The following is a 19722-nucleotide window of genomic DNA, read 5'->3' as shown; positions in this document are numbered from 1 at the left end:
CCCGCTCACTCGAGGTAGAGGATTTCGGGCCCCGACACCCGGAGCAGGACCTCTCCCGCGTGGTCGCCCTCCTTCAGGCGGCGGCCCCACCACGCGATGGCCGCGTCGACCTGTCCATACCCGTGGACGTCGACCCAGGCCGCGTAGGGCGCATGGCAGCCGGGCCGGGACACCGTGGTGAACCCACGCTCCGTGCCGGGCGCGCCAATCAGCACGCCGGTGTTGCCGCGCTGCTCGATGGCCTCGGGCTCGCCGTCGACCAGCGGCGCGAAGACCCGCGTCCCCTGCCCCGTGAGCACGAGGAGACGGTGGTCCGCGGACTCCTCCGGCTTGCACCACGCGACGGTGTAGCCATCCTGCGCGCCCATGCGCGTCTTCACATGGTCGACCGTGCCCAGGTGCGCCCACACCTCGATGAGGATGGAGCCCCGGCGATGGCCCTCCGTCATCCAGCGCCCCAGGTATGCGACGAGCGCATCCACCGCCTGGAAGCTGGAGGTCACCAGCGCCGTGCCGCCGAGCTCGCAGAGCGGCTGGAAGTCGGGCTGGCAGCCCTCGAACAGCCACCCCTGCTTGCGCAGGTACTCGTAGTCGAGCCCCTCGACGCGCCACCGCACGCGCTCGTCCCGCGCCGCGGAGGGCTCCTGGGGCGCCATCATCACGGGGTGCTCGATGCGCAGGCCGGGTGCGAGCCGCCGCTCCAGCGCGTCATCGCCCTGCCGCCGTAACGTCATCACCAGGGGCACATCCCCCAGGCCCGTCACCACGACCTCCCCCACGTGTCCCTGATGGCGGGCCACCTGCTTGAAGTCCACCTTCACGGAGTAGCCGTCGTACGTCCCCGGCCGCGTCCGCACGTCGGACTCGCTCCCCAGGGGAGGCACCGGACGCCCCCCGCGCGGGGCACACGCGCCCAGCACGAGCCCTGCAATCACACCCACCACCAGGAGCCTGCGTTCCATGGGCTCGGAGCATTCCGCGCGGAAGGCCCCTTACGCCAATCATGGAATCGGCATGGATTTCCCGACAGCACCGCGCCGCCCGGAGACACCCGCTCCGGACGGCGCGAAAGACCTCACTCCACCCAGGCGACGTGGCCCAGGCCCGCGGCGACCATGTCGCACACGTAGAAGATGTCGTCGTAGGGGTAGTCGTCGTAGACGCCGCGCGCGGGGATGCAGCGCGCCGTGTTGGGCGACGGGGCGTTCAGGGACGCGGCCAGGTCACGGCAGCTCTGGTGGTCGCCCTCGCCACACTCCTCCGTGCAGGAGCTCGCGCGAATCCAGTACGGGTTGTAGAGCGGGTAGGAGTCCGCCTCCTGCCAGCACAGGCCCGAACCGCACTCGGAGTCGGACTGACAGCCGCTGCCCGTGGGATAGAGGCTCTGGGTCTGCTCGGTGGTCTCCGGCGTCGGCTCGGCCGGGGTCTGCTCCGCCGGCGCGTTGCTGCAGCCGAACAGCGAGAGCGAGAGGATGGAAGCCGTCACTGCGAGGAAGTTCCGCATTCGATGCGCACCTTTCCAGGTGAGGGGGAGCGCGCAAACAAGCATTCCCCGCGAACGGAGCCAAGAGGCCTTCTCGCAAATTCTTATTTACAGTGACAAAACAAGGTTTCTGTTGACTCGGGTTACATCGGCCACCTCGGAGCCCTCCGAGGTGGCCGGAGCCCGAGGCTAGCGGGTGCGGCGGGTGGCGGTGCCCTTGAGCTCGTGGAGGGTGTCCTCCACCGCGGCGCGCAGCTCCTGGATGATGGTGTCGAGGAAGGGGCGGCCCTCCAGGTCCTCGGTAATCCAGGGGTCCATGATGACGGAGCGCAGCACGGTGATGCGGCCCTCCTCGGCGTCCTCGGGCGTGGCGGTGCCGAGCAGCCGCTCCTCGTAGTCGGCGAAGAACTTCTTGCCGTAGTCCGCCTCGATGAAGTCGGTGGTGCTCACGAGCAGCCGGTAGCCGTAGATGTCCCGGCCGTCCGCCTTCACGCCGAGCCTGTCATAGATGCCCCGGTTGAAGTCATTGGCCCTGGCGAGGCTGGGATTGAGCCCGTCCGCCGTCTGGAAGTTGAAGGCATACGTCAGGATGTTGAGGTCCGCGCCCATCTCGCGCAGCAGCTCCAGCTCCTCGGGCTGGGCGCTGGCGAGCAGCTCCTCGTGGCGCCTGTTGGAGAGCTGGTGGCGCAGCGTCTCCAGCGCCTTCTGCGTGCCGCCGTACTTCTTGCGCAGGTTCTCCGGCAGCTCGAAGCGCGGGCCGGGCACCACCCGGTAGTCATCCGCCACCGCGTTCATCATCAAAAGGCGCGCGTGGAACAGCTTGCAGTTGTAGAGCGCCCTGCCGAGGATTTTGCCGTAGCCGCGCTGGTCCGGCGGCACGACGGCGTGGCTCAGGTACACGCCCGCCGCGGCGGCACCGGGCTTGGAGCCCTCGATGCCGTACTTGCCCACCGTGAGGTCCTCCTGGCTGCCCGCGGTGTTGATGTACGGCGCCTCGAAGGCGACGAGGCTGCGCATGGCCTGGTTGCGATAGCACAGCGCGCCGGCGGGGTACGGCAGGTAGCCCGTCTTGTGCGGGTCCACGGTGATGGTGTCCGCCTCCGGCAGCGCCTCGAACTGCTTCATCGCGTAGGTGCTCAATTGCAGCACCGGCGCCGGCGGGCCCGAGCGCGCGCCCTTGGGCCCGGGCGCCGGGCGCAAGAGCGACGCGAAGTAGCCGCCCCACGCCGCGTCCGCGTGCACGCAGAAGGACATGTCCAGCGGGTGGTACTTCTGCTTGCGCAAGGCCACCACCGACGCGAGCGGGTCCACCAGCCCCTCCTCCGTGGTGCCCATCACCGCCGTCACCGCGATGACCGGCCGCTTGTCCGCGCGGCACTGGTCCAGCCGCGACTCCAGGCTCTCCAGATCCATGCGCCCGGCTTCATCCAGCGGGACGCTGTACATGTGGTCCGCGCCCAGGCCGAGAATCGCGGCGGCCTTGGGCAGCGAGTAGTGCTTGGAGCCCGGCACCATGAACACCGGCGCCTTCACGTCCCCCAGGTGGCGCCGGGTGAACTCCACCAGGCCCAGGTCCTGGAGCGTGTAGTCGGACAGCCGCGCCGTCAGCGTCTCCACCGGAATGCCGAACTGCTCCTGGATGCGCGTGGGCAGCCCCAGCACCTCGTCCACCCCCAGGTTGAGCGCCTGCCACGGGCTCAGGTCCAGCAGGCGCGCCTTCGTGTCGGACGGCAGGGTGACCTCCAGCCCCTTCGCGGCGGCGAGCGCGGGCTCCTTGCCCAGGGCCTCGCGCAGGGACAGCGGGTAGAACTTGAGGTTCCGCGCGGCCCACATCGCCTCGATGTTGGCGGTGGTGCCGCCACACGTCAGGTGGCTCCACGGCCGCACCTGGCCCTGCTCGGCGTAGCCCACCATGCGACACAGGTCCTCGCCGACGCGGACCTCCAGCACCGTCGTCTGCGGCGAGGCCTCCAGCGCGACGTTGTTCTGGTTGTAGAGCATGGCCGCGAAGTAGCCCGCCATGCCCGGCAAGGTCTGGTCCCACGTCATGTGGCCCTGGTAGCGCATGCTGAAGAACGGCGCGGACTTCTTCAGCTCGGCCAGCAGGGTGTCGAACTCCGTGTGCAGCGTGTCCAGCGCCCGCAGGTAGCCTGGGTCTCTCTTGATGCTCTGCGTGATTGCGGGCGGGTCCGTGGGGTGGAAGTTGCGGCGCCAGAAGGAGTGGTCTCTCAGGGCCTCCAACACCAGCTGCTCGAACAGCTCCGCGTTCTCCGCGCGCGGGCCCAGGAACCACGCCTCCACGTCGCGTCCGCCCGTGAGCGGCGACTCCTCCGCGCGCGCGGAGCCCCAGGGGACCTCTCGGTGCACCAGCTGATTGCGGTCCAATCGCTCGCGCAACGCCTGCTTCAAGCTGTCGAGGGCACGACCGGCGTAGTCCGGTTGGGACTTGTTAGCCATGAGGGACGCTCCTTGCCGACGGGGAAGGACCGTGGCGCGACGTGGGGGCGCGCGCTGGGGTGGCCACGGTCCGCGCCAGACATACAGGACCCGTGTCCCGCGCCCATCACGCTCGCGACGTGGCGACAATTCCAGACAGTCCCACCGCCCTCCGGGGCCGGGAGCCGTCGACCCCTCCCTCAAAGGCAGACGGCCCGCTCGAAGGCGGGCCGCTTCCTCATCGACAGGCGCTCACCGTGGACGCTCGACTACGGGCCCGCGTCCACCTCGCGGCTGAGCCAGCCCACGCCGCCGCGGCCGTCGCGCGCCACCACGTACACGGTGAGGCGCTGGGGCGTCTTGGGCGTCTCGTACTTCGACGTGGGGTCGCCCGGCTTGCCATCCACCGGCTCCAGCGAGCGGAACTCCTTCACCTCGCCGTCCCCCGTGACGAACCAGCTGTAGAACACCTGCTCCGTCTCCGCGCCGTCCTCGCCGGTGAACACCTCCAGGCTGCCCTCGGTGAGCGTGGGACGGAACACCACCTCCTGGTCCAAGGGCAGCGGCCCCACCAGCGGCGCGTCGTTCCACAGGATGTCCGCCACGCCCGGGTTGTGGTTCGGCTCGCGCGTCATGCGCACCAGCACCTGGCGCACGCCGCGCTCGGTGCCCTCGGGCGTGCCGGAGCCGTCCGTCGCCTCGTAGCCCACGAACAGGGGGATGCCCTTCTCCAGCGCCGCGCGCGTGCGCGGGTCGTCCGGGTTGGGCGTGGCGCCGCCGTTGGGGTTCGCGGCCTGGATGGCCTGCAGCAGCACCGCCTGCACGTCGGGGTTCTGCAAGGACAGGGTGCCATCCGCCAGCGGCACGCCGTTCTCACCCGGGCAGCGGCCGTCGTACGGGTTGCCGGTGAGGCGGCACAGCGCATAGGTGACGGTGACGGGCCGCGCGTCCGGCGCCACCGCCAGCGCGGTGAAGGACGTGGGCCCGGGCAGGGCGCCCGTGTCCGGGTCCAGCACCAGCTCGGGCGGCTCGGCGCGGATGCCGAGCACCCGCACCCGCCGGATTTCACTCTGCAGCTCGAAGTCGGGGCCACACGCCAGCAGCGCCGCGGCCAGGGAGATGAAGACGCACGCGCGCATGGTCAGAAGCTCCCCTTGGCGCCGATGACGGGGAGGATGGGCAGTCCCTCGAAGTAGGCGCTCTGGGTGTAGTTGTAGTTGTAGGCGATGCCCTCCACCGCCGCGTTGTTGTAGACGTTCGTCAAGTCCAGGTAGAGGTCCAGCGTCCACTTGTCGAAGACGAAGATCTTGTCGACGCGGACATCCAGCTGGTTGAAGGACGGCAGCCGCCGCGAGTTCACCGCCGCGAACAGCGGCAGGAACACGTCGGTGCCGTCGTCACGCACCGAGCCCACCACCGGCGTCGTCGGGTTGCCGGACGCGAAGCGGAACCTGGCGCCCACCTCCCAGCCCCTCGGCAGCTTGTAGGACGCAATCGCCGTCAGCACGTGCGTCTGGTCGTTGTCGAACAGGCGCCAGTTCGCCCCGGGCGCGTCCCGGCGCTCGCTCTTGCTGAGCGTGTACGCAATCCAGCCGAACAGGCGCTCCGTCAGCGCGCGGCGCACGAGCAGCTCGAAGCCGTAGACCCGGCCGATGCCGCCGTTCTTCAGCCGCTCCGGCACCAGCTCCCCGTCGCGCTCCACCAGCGCGTCCGAGCGGCTGATGAGGTTGTCCAAATCGTTGTAGAAGACCTCGCCGCTGACGAACCACTCCTGCACGGGCTGCCACTCCGCGCCCACGCCGTACTGGAGCGAGCGCTTCGCGGAGAGGTCCGGATTGCCGAACGCGAGGCTGGGCTCATCCTGCACCGGAGGCCCGTGGTAAACGCCCGCGCCGCCCTTCAAGGTCAGCGTGTCCGTCAGCGCGTAGCGCACCGCCAGGCGCGGGTTCAGCGTGCGCCTGGCCTTCTTCTGGTCCGTGAAGACATACCCCTCGTACCGCACGCCCGGCACCACCAAGAGCCCCTTGAACGGACGCCAGCGCCCCTCAATCCACAGCGAGGGGAAGTACTGGAGGAAGTCGCCATCGGTGTCGAGCAGGTCCTCGGTGACGAGCGGGCTGGGCGGCTCACCCTCACGCGGCGGGCGCTGGATGCGCGCCTTGACGTTCGCGAAGCTGCTCGTCACGTCCACGCCACCCGCCAGGGTGAAGGGCTCCACCAGCGCGTACTCCGCCGTGGCGCGCAGGTTCAGGTCCGTGGAGGCGATGCGCAGGTTGCGCTCGCCAATCTCGAACTCCACCAGCGTGTTGCCCACCAGCGCGTGCGTGTCCAGCGTGAGCCGCTCCCCGCGGTACTGGTGACGCAGGCGCAGCTGGTTGAAGCCCGTCGTCACGTCCAGGTTGCCGTTGACGGACGGGTCGTCGTCCGACGGTCGGTCGAACACCAGCCCCAGCCTGTCTCTCGAGGTGATGCCCTGCAGCGTGAAGGTGTGGCGTGAAATCGGCTTCCACACCAGCTTGAGCTGCGCGTCGTAGTAGCGCGGCGCCACCTGGAGGCTCGGGCCGTCGTCGCCCTCCGGAATCACCCCCAGCACGATGTCGATGTACGAGCGCCGGCCGCCGATGGCGAAGCCCAGCGTGTCGGTAATCGGCCCCTCGATGACGGCGTTGGACTCGATGAGGCTCACGCCCACGGTGCCATGGATGCGGTCCATCTTCGGCTCGCGGCTGTTGACGTTGATGACGCCGCCGGTGATGTCGCCGTAGTACGAGGAGAAGTTGCCGGGCAGGTAGTCCAGCGACTCCAGGAGCTCGGAGTTGTAGACGCTCGTCAGGCCGCCGAAGTGGAACAGCAGGGGGATGCGCTGCCCGTCCAGGAAGACGCCGGACTCCTGGGGGCTGGTGCCGCGGATGACCAGGGCGCCGCCGTTGAAGGCCGGGCGCGCCACGCCGGGCAGGTTCTGCACCACCTTGAGCGTGTCGCCCTGGGTGCCGGGCACACGCTGCACCTCGGCCACCTGGAGCGTGGTGCTCGTCACCTCCTTGCGCTCACGGTCGCTGCGCACCACCGTCTCGAAGGGGCTGAAGATGCGCTTCTGCACGTAGTACGTGGCGCGCGTCTCGCGGCCCTCGGACACCGTCTCCCGCGTCTTGAAGCGGTCATAGCCGCCCTGCACCACCAGCACCTCGTGGGTGCCCAGCGGCACGCCCCGGAAGGAGAAGCGCCCCTCCGAGTCCGCCACGGTGGAGCGGTCCAGCTCCGGGAGCACCACCTCCGCGCCGTTGAGCGGCTTGCGCGTGCCGCGCTCCAGCGCCTGGCCGCTGAAGTTCACCGGGGCCTCGGGCTCCACGGTGCCACCGTCCGCGTCGGTGGGCGGGGCCACCGGCCGGAAGACGAACTGGTAGGCGTACTGGATGCGCACCGGGGAGGGGACGTTGTCGACCTCCGCCGGGGAGAACTCGAACTGCTTCACGGCCTCCACGGCGGCTTCGTCGAAGCCGTGGCCGGCGGGCTGGGTGATTTCGACATTCGTGACGGCGCCCGTCTCCGAGATGTCGATGAACATCACCACCGTGCCCTCGAGCTGCTGGGCGGCGGCTTCGGGTGGATAGGGCGCCTCGACCTGACGCAGCAGCTCGGGCGGTTTCGTCAACACGCCCGTGGGGACGCCCGCGTCGGGGTCGGCGACACCGCCGTCCGGAACCTGGGCCCAGGCTCCGGCGGCGAGGCAGAAACACAAAACGGCCAGGAACGTTCTCATGGGGGGGAAGGGCGCGAAGGCGCCCGACCTCCCTAACGCTTTCACAACTTGGGTGCGAGAACGATTTCGATACGACGATTCAGACTGCGATTCTCGGGCGAGTCATTGACCGCGATGGGCTGGTATTGCCCATAGCCCGCCGCTGACAGCGTCGTCGGGTCCACGCCCGCGTCCTGCAGCGCCCGCACCACCGCCATGGCGCGCGCCAGGCTCAGCTCCCAGTTGGTGGGGAACTGGCCGCCGCCCGTCGGCACGTCATCCGTGTGTCCTTCGACGCGGATGATCTTCCCCTGCACGCTCTTGAGCGCGTCGGCGATCTTCTTCAGCGCCTCGCCGCCCTCCTTGCCCACGCGCGCGGAGCCGGACGCGAAGAGGATCTTGTCCTTGAGCTGCACCGTCATGCGGCCCTTCAGCTCGGACAGCTCAATCTTGCCTTCCGAAATCTCCGACTTGAGGCTCTGCGCCAGGCTCTCGTACTCGGAGCTCTTCTTCTCCAGCTCCTCCTTGGCCTGGGCCAGCTTCTTGGAGTTGCGCGCCAGCTCCTCGTTGAGCGCGGCGAGCTGCGCGTTCTGGTCCTGCAACGCGCGGCGCTCGGCGGCGCCCGCCGTGAGGCGCGACTCGGAGGTGGTCAGCCGCGTCTCCAGCGCCTTCTTCTCCTCCTCCAAGGCGGCGATCTTCTCCGTCAGCTCCTTGACCTTGGCCTCGGCGGCCTCGCGCGCGCCCTTCTCGTCGTTGAGGCCCTTGGTGAGGTTCTCCGCCTCCAGGGCCTTCGCGTCGAACTTGCCCTGAGAGACGCATCCCGTGGTGGAGAGCGCGACGAGCGCAGCCAGAATCAGCCGTGTCCGCATGTGTATGTATTCTCCTGACAGCGATGGTTGGAGCTCCAGCCTACTGCCTGGAAGTTCCAAGGTCAGGAAGAACCCACACGGGCATTTCGCCAGCCTGGACCCTCGCCAGAGGGCCCGGGTGTAAAGGTTCAGCGAGGGAAGATGGGGTGCACGTCCAGCCAGACGGCGAAGAGCGCGTCGGCGAACGTCTTGCCGGGGATGAACACGCCGCCGCTGGCCGCGCCGCCGACCTCCAGGCCGCCATCCGGGGTGTAGGTGATGATGAGGTCCCCGCCCTTCTCCACGTCACGCAGCGACGCGAGCATGACCCCCAGCTGCTGGGACAGTGGCCCCTCGCGCAGCTCCGGGTTGCGGTGCAGGCCGTTGCGCAGGCTGTCCACCAGCTGCGAGCGGGTGATGTCGCGCAGGAAGCGGAAGTGCAGCCGCTTCACGGAGTTGGAGGCGATGGCCTCCGAGGCGCTCCTCGGCCGCGACTCCAGATAGAGACTCCACACGTACACCTTGAACAAGAAGCGCTTGTGCAGCTCCATGTGGGCCAGCTCCACCGTGCGCCCCTGGAGCTGCAGGGAGTCCGGCATGTGGACTCCACCCACCTGCTTCTGTCCCGCCTGCGCCGCGCCCGTTGCCAGCACCCACCCCACCAGCACGAGCCACCGCGCGCTCTTCCACGCCTGCTCTCTCATGCGTCCGACCCCCGCCCCGTCCGAGTACGGTGCCCGGATAGGTGCGCATGCCTGGACGCGACCGCCAGCGGATCGTTCCAGTTCCCTGTGGAGCAGTGGACGGAGCGGACCCGGGGTGAGGCCCCGCCCACGCCCGGCGTCGAGGCGCACGGGCCCGGGGCTGTCAGCCACGGGGAGCTCGGGAGGGGGATGTCGCGGGGTGTCAGGGCCATGACGCTCGTTGGAGAACATACCAGCGCTCTCCGACGTGCGGGGAAGGAGGCTGCATGACGGGCGCCCGGTCGGACACTTCGGACCGGGGTGCCAGGGTGCGTCAGGGGGCGGCGCGAGTGCGCTCGAGCAGGGCGCCGGCCCAGGTGAGCCCGCTGCCCACCACGCTCAGGACCAGGGCGTCGCCCAGGCCGGGGTCGTCCCAGTGCTCGCTCAGGACACCCGGGGCGCCCGCCGCGCCGGTGTTGCCCCGGACGTGGACGTTGAAGAAGTGGCGGGACTCGGGGACCTCGCAGCGGCGCTGGACGGCCTCCAGCATGCGCAGGTTGGCCTGGTGGCCGATGAAGGTGACGTCGCCGGGGCCCCGGTCCGGGTGTCGGGCCAGGTAGTCGGCGCGCAGGTCCAGGAAGGTCTCGCCCGCGCGGCGGATGGCGAACTTCTGCACCTCCGCGCCGTGCTGGGTGAAGTGGCCGATGCGCGGCACGCGCACCTTGTCCGCGCCCGAGGGGTCTCCGGCGAGCCGCGTCTGGGTGATTCGCCAGCGGCCCGGCACGCGGGGGGACAGCACCGCCGCCGAGGAGCCATCGCCCCACAGCACCGCGCTGGAGCGGTCCGCGTAGTCCACCACGCGCGTGGAGTTGTCCATGTTCACCACGAGCACGTACTCCGGCAGCCGCTCCGGGCGCATGCCCGTCAGGAAGTGCAGCTGCGTGCAGAAGGACGAGCAGGCGCTCTGCAGGTCCACGGCCGGCGCGTCGATGCCCAGCTCCTGCGCCACGCGGTTGGACTCGGCCGGGATGCACTCGTCCGGGCTGCACCCGCCCGCGACGACGAGGCCGATGTCGGAGGGCTTCAGCCCCGCGCGCGTGAGCGCCAGGCGCGCGGCGTGGGCGCCCGTCTGCGCGTTGCTGTAGAGCGCGGCCTCCTGCGCGGCCCGCACGTCCCGGTTGCGCGTCTGCCGCAGGTAGTCGAGCGGCAGCACCGTGTGGCGGGAGCGGATGCCCACCCGCTCCAATATCCACGCATCCGAGGTCTCGAGGCCCAGCTCCTCCAGGAAGGCATTGGTGAGGAGGTTGGGCGGATGGAAGTGACCGAGCGCGTGCAGGAACATGGGAACCCTCTAACGCCCTACCCTGCCCATTCTCTGTCAGCGTGCTGTCACGCCCGCGCTGCTCCGCGGAGCAGCCGGCCATGCGGGCGTCGCGCCGGACCATTCCAGTCCCGACGCGACGGGGACTGACGCGACGTGTCGTCAGGGCTTCTTCACGGGCTGGACGGAGAAGAAGAGGACCGAGTCGCCCTTGCCCTTCACCTGCATGCCCTTGGCCTTCATCGCGGGGATGGGGGTGTAGACGACGGGCCCCTGCAGGTTGAAGGCGGTCAGCTCGGTGCCCTCGCCCAGCACGTGCATCGTCCCCTGGTAGGCGATGGTGGTGGTCATGGGGTTCTGCTCGTCCGGGGCCAGCTCCATCGTGGTGGAGACGAGGAACAGGCCGACGAGGCCGCGCGGGTCCTCGTGGATCTCCTGGAGCTGGACGCGCGTCTTGCGGAACTTCACGCTCGCGGGGTTGCCCTTCTGCAGGAGCTTCTCGAAGGCGCGCGCCACGCCGTCCAGCTTCGCGCCCACCTTCACCGGGCCCCGGGGGAAGGCGGCGGCGAGGGGGTCCTCGGCGCCCAGCCCGTCCAGGTCCTTGCGCACCAGCTCGGCTTCCTCCGGCGGCACCGGCTGGCCGTTCGCGTCCGTCACCTCGACACGGCCCGCCCTGGCCTCACCCACGTAGGTCTTCTGGTGGACGACGGTGACCTGCCGCTTCTGCCGTCCCTGCGGGTCCTTCATCACGTCCACCACATCGCCATAGGCGAGCTTCGCCTTGGTGACGAGGGGCCCCTTCACCTCCAGCGGGGTGAAGACCTGCGCCTGGAACATCTCGGTGGAGACGTCGATGGGCTCCGGCTCCATGAAGGGCGCGGTGATGTAGAAGTCCTGCTGCATCGTCATCCCCATCCGCACCTCCTCGGCCCGCCCCACCACCGCGTCCTGGCGGGTGAAGCTCAGCGCCCGGGCCTTGGACACGACGATTCGGGGCGGCTCGGTGGCCCCCACGTCCAGCGGCGACAATGCCAACAACCCCACGGCGATGACCCACGGCTCCATCCGGCGCATGTGTTCTCCTCGTGACACAATCCTTTCATGGCACCGCCATCCGCGTCAGGCATTGGCGTTGTGTAGAGTGCGCGGCATGAGCGCCAAGGCCACGTCCCGGGTCCACTTCCGTACGTGCAACCTGTGCGAGGCCATGTGCGGCCTGCGCATCGAACTGCAGGAGGAGCGCATCACCTCCATCCGGGGAGACGACGAGGACCCGTTCAGCCGGGGCCACGTGTGTCCCAAGGCGCTGGCGCTCAAGGACCTGCACGAGGACCCGGACCGGCTGCGCCACCCGATGCGGCGGACCCAGACGGGCTGGGAGCGCGTGTCGTGGGACGAGGCGCTGGACCAGGCGGCGAAGGGCCTGCACGCGGTGCAAGAGGCGCACGGGCGCGACGCGGTGGCGTCGTACCTGGGCAACCCCAACGTGCACAACCTGGGCAACATGGTGTTCGGCTCGGAGCTGGTGCGCGCGCTGCGCTCGAAGAACCGCTTCTCCGCCACGTCGGTGGACCAGCTCCCCCACCAGCTGGTGTCGTACTTCATGTTCGGCCACCAGTTGCTGGTGCCCATCCCGGACCTGGACCGCACGCGCTATCTGCTGGTGATGGGGGCCAACCCGCTCGCGTCCAATGGCAGCCTGATGACGGCCCCGGACGTGCGCACCCGGCTGCGCGCCATCCAGCAGCGCGGCGGCAGGCTGGTGGTGGTGGACCCGCGCCGCACGGAGACGGCGGCCATCGCGGACACCCACGTCTTCATCCGCCCCGGCACGGACGCGCTGCTGCTGCTCGCGCTGCTGCACGTCGTGCTCCACGAGCACCCGCCGAGGACGGGACACCTGGACGCGCTCACGGACGGGCTCGACACCGTGCGAGCGCTCGCGCGCGACTTCCCGCCCGAGCGCGTGGCGCCGCACACCGGCGTCCCCGCCGACACGGTGCGCACGCTCGCGCGTGACTTCCTCGCCGCCGACGCGGCCGTCTGCTACGGGCGCATGGGCCTGTCCACGCAGCCCTTCGGCTCGCTGTGCCAGTGGCTCATCAACGTGCTCAACGCGGTGACGGGGCAGCTGGACAAGGAGGGCGGCGCCATGTTCACCCAGCCCGCCTTCGACATCATCTGCGGCCCCAAGGCGATGGCGCTCGGCCGGGGCAGCCATGGCCGGTGGAAGAGCCGGGTGCGTGGGCTGCCGGAGACGGGCGGCGAATTGCCCTCGGCCGTGCTCGCCGAGGAGATGCTCACCCCGGGCGACGGCCGCGTGCGCGCGCTCGTCACCATGGCGGGCAACCCCGTGCTGTCCACGCCCAACGGCGCGCAGCTGGAGCGCGCGCTCCAGGGGCTGGACTTCATGGTGAGCGTGGACCCGTACCTCAACGAGACGACGCGCCACGCGCACCTCATCCTGCCGCCCGTGTCCCCGCTGGAGCGCGGCCACTACGACGTGGCCTTCCACGCGCTGGCCGTGCGCAACACCGCCAAGTACTCGCCGCCGCTGTTCGAGCCCGGGCCGGAGGGACGTCACGACTGGCAGATCGTCCTCGCGCTGCAGCACCGCCTGGAGACCCTGCGCAAGGGACGTCCGTCCGTGCGCCAGACGCTGCGCTACCAGGCCCTGACGCGGCTGGGGCCGGAGCGGATGCTGGATGTCGGCCTGCGCATGGGCCCGCATGGCAGCCGGTTCCATCCGCTGCGCCAGGGCCTGTCGCTGTCGAAGCTGCGCGCCTCACCGCACGGCGTGGACCTGGGCCCGCTCAAGCCGTGCCTGCCCGAGCGGCTTCAGACGAAGGACAGGCGCCTGCACCTGGCCCCTCCGCTGCTCGTCGCGGACGTGCAGCGGCTCGCCCAGACGTTCCCGGAGGGCGCGGCGCCCGACGCGCGCGCGGGCGAGCTGCTGCTCATCGGCCGCAGACACCTGCGCGACAACAACTCCTGGATGCACAACGTGCCGGGCCTGCTCAAGGGCAAGCCGCGCTGCACGCTGATGGTGCACCCGGAGGACGCGTCGCGGCTGGGGCTGGCGGACGGCGTGGACGCCACCGTCACCTCCCGCGTGGGCGAGGTGACGGTGCCGGTGGCGGTGACGGACGAGGTGATGCCGGGCGTGGTGAGCCTGCCGCACGGCTATGGCCATCGCCGTCAGGGCACGAAGCTGCGCGTGGCCAGCGAGCACGCGGGCATCAGCCAGAACGACCTGACGGACGACCACGCGGTGGACGCCGTCAGCGGCAACGCGGCCTTCAACGGCACGCCGGTGAGGGTGAGGCCGGCCGCGCCACCCCAGGCATCCGCCACACCAGCGGCGTGAGCGCGCCGGCGAGCACGAAGACCAGCTGCACCAGGTGGCCCAGCAGCGCCACCGACATGGCGCGCGCGGCGGTGGTGTCCAGCACGCCCGCCGCCAGCGCGAAGGCGCCATCGCTCACGCCCACCTGGCCGGGCACCAGCGAGCCCACCGCCAGCGCGCACAGGTAGAGGCCCTGCGAGAAGAGCGCCTGCACCACCGACGTGTCGATGCCCACCGCGTGCGTCAGCACCGCGTACTGCGCCACCTGCAGCGTGCGGCTGCCCAGGAAGGCCAGCACGGGGCCCTTCGGGAGCAGCGGCCCGTGGCACGCCGTCTGGCGGAACTGCTCCGTGAGCTGCGCCCACCTGCACGAGCGCTTCGCCAGCCACGCGCACGGCCCCTGGGCACGCATGCACGCGCGCACGCCCGTGGAGGCCAGCACCAGCACCACGCCGTGGCCGAGCATCGCCAGCGTGAAGACGGACCAGCCGGTGAGCAGGAACGAGGCCGCCGCGCAGGGAAAGGAGATGAGGCCGCCGGCCGCCAGCGAGGCCGCCTGGGACGTGGCCGCCGCGGCCGCCGCGGTGCCGCCACCCATGTGGGGTGACAGGAGCGCGGCCTTGGTGGCCTCCGCCGCCGCGCGGCCCGCGGGCGCCATGCTGGACACCGCGGTGCCGATGAGCTGCGCGCGCGCCAGCACCCTCAGGGGCACCCGCTCCGCGCTCGCGCCATAGGAGGCGCGCGTGGCGAGCGCGTCCATGCCCTGACGTCCCACCTCCAGGAGCACCACCCACGGCAGCCACGGCGCGGCGCCCAGCAGCACGCTCCCGAGCTCATGCGGGCCCACCTTGCGCACCAGCAGCGCCAGCATGCCCACCCCGGCCACCGCGAAGAGGGGCCGTAGGAGCCCCGTCATCCTGCGTCTCCACGGAACGGCCAGCGGAGCCGCCACCGTCGCGGCCTCCATCGGTCGGCCCAGGGTCATCCCCGCGCGCACGTTGCTGCCCACTGTCGCCTCCTCGCCACCCAGCCGCCCCGAGTCACCATGCAAGGTGAGCAGCGCGACGCGGGAATGCGAGGCCCTCGTGCTCCCCTGCCCCTCCCCTCGCGTCCGCCGGTGGACACCGTGCCCGGCGCCCCCACCCTGGCGAACGGGTTGCCGCGACGACTTGGAGTGCGTGCTCGGCTCCGGGCCCGAAGGTCGCTAGGGTGCGGACCCGAATTCCCGCGCGCACTCGGAGCAACCCATGAAAGCGGTCCGGTTTTCGAAGTTCGGGCATCCGTTGAAGGTGGTGGAGTTGGTGGAGGAGCCCGACGCGGCGCTCGAGTCGGGGCAGGTCCGCATCGAGGTCCTGGCCACGCCCATCAACCCGTCGGACGTGCTCACCCTGTCGGGTCAGTACGGCTCGCTGCCCAAGCTGCCGGCGGTGCCGGGCAACGAGGGCGTGGGCCGCGTGGTGGAGGTGAAGGACACCTCTGCCGTGAAGGTGGGAGACCTGGTGTTCCTGCCGCTGGGCGCGGGCACGTGGCGCACGCACCTGGTGGCGCCCGCCGAGGGGCTGGTGACGGTGCCCCCCGGCACGGACCTGAAGCAGGCGTCCATGTTGTTCGTCAACCCGCCCACCGCGGACATCCTGCTGCGCGAGTTCGGCGCGTTGAAGCCCGGGGACTGGGTGCTGCAGAACGCCGCCAACTCCGCGGTGGGCCGCTACCTCATCACCCTGGCGAAGCAGGCCGGCTACAAGACGCTCAACGTGGTGCGCCGCGAGGAGCTGGCGAAGGAGCTCACCGAGCTGGGCGCGGACGTGGTGCTGACGGACACGGATGATTTGCCCGAGCGCGTGAAGGCGGCGACGGGCGGCGCCAAGGTGCGGCTGGCCATCGACGCGGTGGGCGGCGACTCCACGCGGCGGCTGGGGGATTCGCTCGCCACCGGCGGCACGGTGGTGAACTACGGCGTCATGTCCGGCAAGGGCCCCAAGCTGTCGGCCGCGGCCACCATCTTCAAGGACATCACCCTGCGCGGCTTCTGGCTGGTGCTGTGGCTCAAGCGCGCCCCGCGCGAGCAGCAGCAGGAGATGTTCGGCCGGCTGGCGAAGTGGGTCGCCGACGGCACGCTGAAGACGGCGGTGGAGGGCACCTTCACGCTGGACGCCATCCAGGAGGCGCTCGCGCGCTCCATGGAGGGTGGACGTGGCGGCAAGGTGCTGCTCACGCCCAATGGACCTGTCTGAAGACACGCTGTTCGACGGGAGGCACGACGATGAAGCGCGTGGAAGGCAAGGTGGCACTGATTACGGGCGCGGCGGGCGGGCTGGGCAGCGCGGCGGCGCGGATGCTCGCGCGCGAGGGCGCGAAGGTCGTGGTGACGGACCGGCCCCAGCAGGAGGAGGCCGGCGTCGAGGTGGCCAGGTCCCTGGGTGAGGGCATGGGCCTGTTCGTCCCGCTGGACGTCACGCGCGAGGAGGACTGGGTGCGCGCGATGGAGGTGACGCTGGAGAAGTTCGGCCGGCTGGACGTGCTCGTCAACAACGCGGGCCTGGGCGTCCCCAAGGACGTGGAGAACATCACCCTGGCCGAGTGGCGGCTGGTGCACGCGGTCAACCTGGACGGCACGTTCCTGGGCTGCAAGCACGGCATCCAGGCCATGCGCAAGTCGGGCGCCAGGGGCTCCATCATCAACATCTCCTCCGTGGCGGGGCTCATCGGCGTGCCCACGCTGGTGGCGTACGGCAGCGCGAAGGCCGCCGTGCACATGTTCACCAAGTCGGTGGCGCTGCACTGCGCGCACCACGGCTACGGCATCCGGTGCAACTCCATCCACCCCACGTTCATCGAGACGAACATGGTGAAGGCGCTGATTGCGTCCTCGGGCTCACCGGACCGGGCGCGCGAGGGGATGCGGCGCACGATTCCCCAGGGCGCGCTGGGGGAGCCGGATGACGTGGCCAACGCCGTGGTCTACCTCGCCTCGGACGAGTCGAAGCTGATGACGGGCGCGGAGATGATTCTCGACGGCGGCTCCACCGCGCAGTAGCGCTTCAGCTCCAGGGCGCGTGGAAGAGCTGGGAGAAGCGCAGGCCCAGCTCCGGACGCCGAACCATCGCCTCGCCCCAGGCGCGGCCCTCCGTGCCCCACGACGTCACGGACAGGCCATTGGCGGCGAACACTTCCAGTGCGTCGTCGCCCATGCTGAGGGCCTTGAGGATGCGCGAGTAGTCCAGCACCGAGGCCATCGTCGCGCCGGGGAAGATGACCTCCACGTCGATGGGGAGGAGCTCCACCTGGGGGCTCGCGTCGAACCGTCGCAGCTGCGCGGGACGCGGCCCCAACCGCGCCAGCGCGTCCGCCAGCCGGGCCTGGTGCGCCTCCTGCTCCGCGCGGGCCCGTGCGGCCTCGTGCGCGGCGGCTTCGACCTCGAGACGGGCGAGCTCGAGCTGACGCTCCTGGTCGCGGCGCCGCGACTCCTCCACCCGCCTGCGCAGCTCGGCCTGGCGCAGGGCCTCCGCCTCCTCGGCTCGACGCTCGAGGGCCTCGCGCATCAGCCGCACCTCGACGTGCAGGTCCTCGAGCAGGTCCCGCTGGTAGCTCGACTCGGCCTCGGGCGAGGGCGCCGCGAGCACCCGGGCCTCGAAGCCGGGGAACCACGCGAGGAAGCGCTCCGCGTCGGGGACGAGGGCGTCGTGTCCCGAGCGCAGGGCCCCGGCCAGCGGCGCGGCGGCGAGGAAGACTGCGTGTGACGTGGAGCGAGGCCACGTGTCCACGCGCGCCTCGGCCGCCGCCCAGACGAAGGGGAGCCTCGCGGGCAGCGCTTCCACGGGCGCGTTCTCCACGAGGAAGGACACCAGGTCGGGCAGCCTCTTCTGTGAGTCCACGCGCCACCAGGTCTCGAAGATGGCGATGGCGTCCGGCTGCGCCGCGAGCTGACGCTCCCAGAGCTCCTGTCGCCAGGGCTCGAACGCGGCCAGCAGCTCCGCGCGCTCGACGGGGTGACGCTGGAAGCGCAGCCACACCGCGTCGATGAGCTCCTCGCGTCCGGAGATGCCGCTCCAGGAGCGCACCGCCTTGTTCAAGGGCGCCAGGATCGTCGAGCGCGCGGGGCGCTCCCACGCGGCCATCAGCAGCCGCGCGCACCGCCCCGGCACCGGGCGCTCGCGACGCAGGCGTCCGGGCAGCGACACGAGCAACTCCAGGAGCGGCGCCGCGCACGCCGCGTCCCGCGCCCAGGTGTGCACCAGGGCCAGTTCCTCCACGTCTCCGTGGACGAGGAAGTCCACGAGTGCGCGCGAGTGGAGCAACTCCGCGCGCTCGGACGAAGACGCGCGGGACAGGGCCTGGCCCGCGGCGCGTTGGAAAGCTGTCGCGGACGCATCGTCCGGGGCCTCGTCGCCTTCACGCACCCACTCCAGCAATCGCAGCACACGCGCCGCGGGCAACGTCCCCAGGCGGGCATCGGCCCACTGCCGCCAGCGCTCGCGCACCTCGGGCGGCAGGCTCGCGTAGGGCGTCTGGCGCGCCCACTGGGACAGCGGCTCGATGAGCCCGTCATCGAATCCAGCGGAGACCGTCAGCAGCGCGTCCACCGCTTCCCACGAGGCGGGCGCGGGCCAGCGCCGCATCACCTCGCGCGCGAGCACCGCGCTCCGCGTCTCCCGCAGGACCGTGAGTAATGCGGGAGCTCCCATCGATGCCAGCGTCCTCGCCGCCAGCGCGGCCCGGTCCTCGGCATCCGAGTCCTGCGCGGCATTGCCCTCACCGTCCGAGCCCTGCGCGGCCCTGGCCTCGGCGTCCGAGCTCAGCGCGGCGAGCAGTCCTCTCTCGTCCCCCAACACGAGCGCGCACTCGAAGGCGATGTCCTGGTCCTCGGCGCGCAGGCCCTCGCGCAGCGCGAGCAGCAGGTCCACCTCCGGCGCCTTGCCGGTGGCGCGCACCCAGGCCACGGCGGCACGGGCGGCATGCTCCGGATGACTCGCGAACACGTCGCGCGCATGGCGCGCGATGAGCTCCCGCTGCGGCCGGCCCGCCGGCGCGACGAACCAGACCCGCCAGCGCGTCAACGCAAGCGCGGCCTCCAGACCGGCGAGCCCATCCGCATACAGCGCCCCCTGCGCCGCGGAGTACAGCTCACGCGACGGCCGGCCCCGGTTCACCGCCGCGAGCGCCGCGAGCTGTCGCACGCCCGGGTCCTCGCTCCGCTGGTAGAGCGCCTCCAGCGAGTCATCCGCATCCGCCGCCGCGACACGAGAGACCGGCGGCTGGCTCCAGGGGACCACGTCCGCCCAGCGGTCCTCCGCCTCCTCGACGAAGCCCCCGAGCGTCAGGAAGGGCTCGCAGCGCCGCGCGTCCTCGACGATGCGCAACACCCCCGCCCACTGCCCGACGTACTGGGCCTCCAGCTGTCGGGCCAGCCCAGGCTCCAGCGCCTCCAGTCGCCCCGTCAGCGCGAAGCGGTCCACCCCCGCGTGCAACAGCATGCGCGCCGCGCCGTAGTGCTCGGGCGCCACCGGACCACAGGCGCAGCTCGGACACCGGGCACCGGGAGGATTGAAGTGGGTGCAGCCCGGACACCGCACCCGCGCGCCGCGAACGGCGCCATTGTCCCAGAAGGGAGCCATGCCCCCTGTCTACAACGTCCGGGGACCTGTTTCCTCCCGCCGCTCACGGCCCCGGCGCGAGGCACCTGCCATCCGGGCGGAACGGCAGCGTGAAGAGCCGCCGCACCCCCGTCGCATCCTCCGCCGAGAAGAAGACGCTCCACCCCGAGCGCCGGAAGCTCCTCGGCGACGAGCCCCGAGGCCCCGGCGCCAGCTCCGTCAGCGGCACCGTGCCCACGCGAAAGCCGTTGCCCACCCACGGCTCCTGGCCC

14 protein-coding genes and 1 pseudogene are annotated in these 19722 nt (G+C 70.9%); 3 read left to right on the top strand and 12 right to left on the bottom strand.

The features are described 5' to 3' along the window. Positions 1–5: 5 nt before the first annotated feature. The 9 genes from FL311_RS21880 to FL311_RS21840 form a co-directional block, all read right to left on the bottom strand. A complete protein-coding gene (locus tag FL311_RS21880; RefSeq protein ID WP_141327597.1) occupies positions 6–962 on the bottom strand; it encodes a hypothetical protein in 957 nt (318 codons plus the stop codon). A gap of 113 nt (positions 963–1075) precedes the next feature. After that, entirely contained in the window at positions 1076–1504 is a 429-nt protein-coding gene (locus tag FL311_RS21875) for a hypothetical protein (protein ID WP_141327596.1), read from the bottom strand. Positions 1505–1672: 168 nt separating this feature from the next. Further along, positions 1673–3940, bottom strand: coding sequence for a pyridoxal-dependent decarboxylase (locus FL311_RS21870; protein ID WP_194869308.1), 2268 nt, complete (start codon positions 3938–3940; stop codon positions 1673–1675). 248 nt (positions 3941–4188) lie between these two features. Next, a complete protein-coding gene (locus FL311_RS21865) occupies positions 4189–5058 on the bottom strand; it encodes a hypothetical protein (protein ID WP_141327595.1) in 870 nt (289 codons plus the stop codon). Between the two features lie 2 nt (positions 5059–5060). Continuing rightward, a complete protein-coding gene (locus FL311_RS21860; protein WP_141327594.1) occupies positions 5061–7679 on the bottom strand; it encodes a TonB-dependent receptor in 2619 nt (872 codons plus the stop codon). A gap of 41 nt (positions 7680–7720) precedes the next feature. Then, positions 7721–8527: an OmpA family protein gene (locus FL311_RS21855; protein WP_141327593.1), complete on the bottom strand. Its 807-nt coding sequence runs from the start codon at positions 8525–8527 to the stop codon at positions 7721–7723. Positions 8528–8655: 128 nt separating this feature from the next. Next, positions 8656–9210 carry a chalcone isomerase family protein gene (locus FL311_RS21850; protein ID WP_141327592.1) on the bottom strand — a complete coding sequence of 185 codons (555 nt, stop codon included), beginning with the start codon at positions 9208–9210 and terminating at the stop codon, positions 8656–8658. A gap of 313 nt (positions 9211–9523) precedes the next feature. After that, positions 9524–10531 carry a 3-oxoacyl-ACP synthase III family protein gene (locus tag FL311_RS21845; protein ID WP_141327591.1) on the bottom strand — a complete coding sequence of 336 codons (1008 nt, stop codon included), beginning with the start codon at positions 10529–10531 and terminating at the stop codon, positions 9524–9526. Between the two features lie 141 nt (positions 10532–10672). Then, positions 10673–11584 carry a hypothetical protein gene (locus FL311_RS21840; protein WP_141327590.1) on the bottom strand — a complete coding sequence of 304 codons (912 nt, stop codon included), beginning with the start codon at positions 11582–11584 and terminating at the stop codon, positions 10673–10675. Positions 11585–11660: 76 nt separating this feature from the next. Here FL311_RS21840 and FL311_RS21835 point away from each other — a divergent pair, with 76 nt between their 5' ends. After that, positions 11661–13877, top strand: coding sequence for a molybdopterin oxidoreductase family protein (locus FL311_RS21835; RefSeq protein WP_141327589.1), 2217 nt, complete (start codon positions 11661–11663; stop codon positions 13875–13877). On the opposite strand, the gene FL311_RS21830 is transcribed toward FL311_RS21835, so the two are convergent. Then, positions 13810–14772 carry a lysylphosphatidylglycerol synthase domain-containing protein gene (locus FL311_RS21830; protein WP_141327588.1) on the bottom strand — a complete coding sequence of 321 codons (963 nt, stop codon included), beginning with the start codon at positions 14770–14772 and terminating at the stop codon, positions 13810–13812. The two genes, FL311_RS21835 and FL311_RS21830, sit on opposite strands and share 68 nt — an antisense overlap. Positions 14773–15103: 331 nt before the next feature. On the opposite strand from FL311_RS21830, the gene FL311_RS21825 reads away from it, so the two are divergent. Both FL311_RS21825 and FL311_RS21820 read left to right on the top strand, forming a co-directional pair. Beyond that, positions 15104–16090: a zinc-dependent alcohol dehydrogenase family protein gene (locus tag FL311_RS21825; protein WP_141327587.1), complete on the top strand. Its 987-nt coding sequence runs from the start codon at positions 15104–15106 to the stop codon at positions 16088–16090. A 29-nt stretch (positions 16091–16119) separates the two neighbouring features. Continuing rightward, complete coding sequence (locus FL311_RS21820) at positions 16120–16893, top strand: glucose 1-dehydrogenase (protein ID WP_141327586.1); 774 nt, start codon at positions 16120–16122, stop codon at positions 16891–16893. Between the two features lie 4 nt (positions 16894–16897). Here the strand turns inward: FL311_RS21820 and FL311_RS21815 are convergent, their stop codons facing one another. Both FL311_RS21815 and FL311_RS21810 read right to left on the bottom strand, forming a co-directional pair. Next, a complete protein-coding gene (locus tag FL311_RS21815) occupies positions 16898–19471 on the bottom strand; it encodes a hypothetical protein (RefSeq protein ID WP_141327585.1) in 2574 nt (857 codons plus the stop codon). Positions 19472–19514: 43 nt separating this feature from the next. Continuing rightward, positions 19515–19722, bottom strand: a pseudogene (locus FL311_RS21810) (hypothetical protein); the annotation flags it as partial.

The sequence above is a fragment of the Myxococcus sp. AB025B genome (assembly GCF_006518215.1).
Lineage (GTDB): Bacteria > Myxococcota > Myxococcia > Myxococcales > Myxococcaceae > Myxococcus > Myxococcus fulvus.
This window is presented reverse-complemented; position numbering and strand designations above follow the sequence as displayed.

Coding starts and splice junctions, on each gene's coding strand:
- FL311_RS21880 (WP_141327597.1), bottom strand. CDS start 962: ATGGAACGCAGGCTCCTGGTGGTGGGTGTGATTGCAGGGCTCGTGCTG.
- FL311_RS21875 (WP_141327596.1), bottom strand. CDS start 1,504: ATGCGGAACTTCCTCGCAGTGACGGCTTCCATCCTCTCGCTCTCGCTG.
- FL311_RS21870 (WP_194869308.1), bottom strand. CDS start 3,940: ATGGCTAACAAGTCCCAACCGGACTACGCCGGTCGTGCCCTCGACAGC.
- FL311_RS21865 (WP_141327595.1), bottom strand. CDS start 5,058: ATGCGCGCGTGCGTCTTCATCTCCCTGGCCGCGGCGCTGCTGGCGTGT.
- FL311_RS21860 (WP_141327594.1), bottom strand. CDS start 7,679: ATGAGAACGTTCCTGGCCGTTTTGTGTTTCTGCCTCGCCGCCGGAGCC.
- FL311_RS21855 (WP_141327593.1), bottom strand. CDS start 8,527: ATGCGGACACGGCTGATTCTGGCTGCGCTCGTCGCGCTCTCCACCACG.
- FL311_RS21850 (WP_141327592.1), bottom strand. CDS start 9,210: ATGAGAGAGCAGGCGTGGAAGAGCGCGCGGTGGCTCGTGCTGGTGGGG.
- FL311_RS21845 (WP_141327591.1), bottom strand. CDS start 10,531: ATGTTCCTGCACGCGCTCGGTCACTTCCATCCGCCCAACCTCCTCACC.
- FL311_RS21840 (WP_141327590.1), bottom strand. CDS start 11,584: ATGCGCCGGATGGAGCCGTGGGTCATCGCCGTGGGGTTGTTGGCATTG.
- FL311_RS21835 (WP_141327589.1), top strand. CDS start 11,661: ATGAGCGCCAAGGCCACGTCCCGGGTCCACTTCCGTACGTGCAACCTG.
- FL311_RS21830 (WP_141327588.1), bottom strand. CDS start 14,772: ATGACGGGGCTCCTACGGCCCCTCTTCGCGGTGGCCGGGGTGGGCATG.
- FL311_RS21825 (WP_141327587.1), top strand. CDS start 15,104: ATGAAAGCGGTCCGGTTTTCGAAGTTCGGGCATCCGTTGAAGGTGGTG.
- FL311_RS21820 (WP_141327586.1), top strand. CDS start 16,120: ATGAAGCGCGTGGAAGGCAAGGTGGCACTGATTACGGGCGCGGCGGGC.
- FL311_RS21815 (WP_141327585.1), bottom strand. CDS start 19,471: ATGGCTCCCTTCTGGGACAATGGCGCCGTTCGCGGCGCGCGGGTGCGG.